The organism is Polynucleobacter sp. 35-46-11, assembly GCF_002281105.1.
Genome location: NZ_NCFJ01000342.1, coordinates 2,789 through 3,807 on the forward strand (window position 1 = coordinate 2,789; position 1,019 = coordinate 3,807).

The 1,019-nt window shown below is 47.9% G+C and carries 2 protein-coding genes; both read right to left on the reverse strand.

Annotated elements, in window-relative coordinates:
• A partial coding sequence (locus B7Y67_RS14590; RefSeq protein ID WP_293599264.1) for a YqgE/AlgH family protein occupies positions 1–356 on the reverse strand: 356 nt, incomplete at its 3' end.
• A 159-nt stretch (positions 357–515) separates the two neighbouring features.
• Positions 516–1,019, reverse strand: a 504-nt coding sequence (locus B7Y67_RS14595) for a YdcF family protein (protein ID WP_293599262.1), incomplete at its 5' end; no start/stop codon positions are given.

Here is a 1,019-nt window from a genome sequence, read left to right on the forward strand (position 1 = left end):
GCATAACCTAAGGTCATTAAGAATTTGCTGGGCCCAGAACCTGTTGCCACGGCCTCAAGTACATCTTTAGATGTCGTCATGGTTAAGCCACCTGGAACTGCTAAGGAGGAGCTGTAAGCCACTTCTGTGGAGGGCTCGTGCAAGACAAAACCACGTTCGATTTGTACTGGACCACCAAAATAGACCGGTTGTTCAGATACTGGCTCAGCCTCCAGCTTGACCTCAATTTTTTCAAATAAGGCACCCATATCGAGCTCAGTCGGGCGATTGATCACCAAGCCCATTGCACCGCGTTCAGTATGCTCAAAAAGATAAATGACTGAACCTGCAAAATTGGGGTCGACCATCCCAGGCATGGCAATCAGGAATTGGTTTGCTAGATGATCAGCGGAATAAGAAATTGAGGACCCAGCAGCTAAAGCTTGGGAAGTCTGGGTGGGTGCTGAAGCGTGTCCCACAGGGGCTTTTTTAGCCGTGTTCATGTGGGTTTATTTTACCGAATTCCCCCGCCTGAGTTAGATCTTTCCGGTCATCCAGTAAGCCAAGAGACCAACTACTTCATGCATCAGCTTATTCCAGTTTTGCATGCCGCCTTCCAAATCAAACCTCCACCACTGCAAACGGTTGCTGGTTTGGTAATCAACCGGCACTGGAATCACCCCAACCCCGTGCTCTTGGAAAATCTTTAATGATCGATACATATGCGATGCCGAAGTAATCAAAAGCCAAGATTTTGGGGGTGCATTAGCATCCTTAGCAACCAACTCCAAGATCATGGGCTTCATGAATATGACATTTTCATAAGTATTACGGGATTGATTTTCATAATGGGCATTATTGTCTGGCAAGCCCTGCTCCGCCACCAATTGCTTGAAGGCGTCCGCTTCAGAGATCCCCTTGGGAGAAAGACGCCCAGAGAAACCGCTAAAGATGTAGGGTAAATCGGGGTATTTGCGAATGAGCTCAAAAGCTTTAGTGACCCGCTCTGCAGCAGATCCAATAGAGACCTCACCACGATC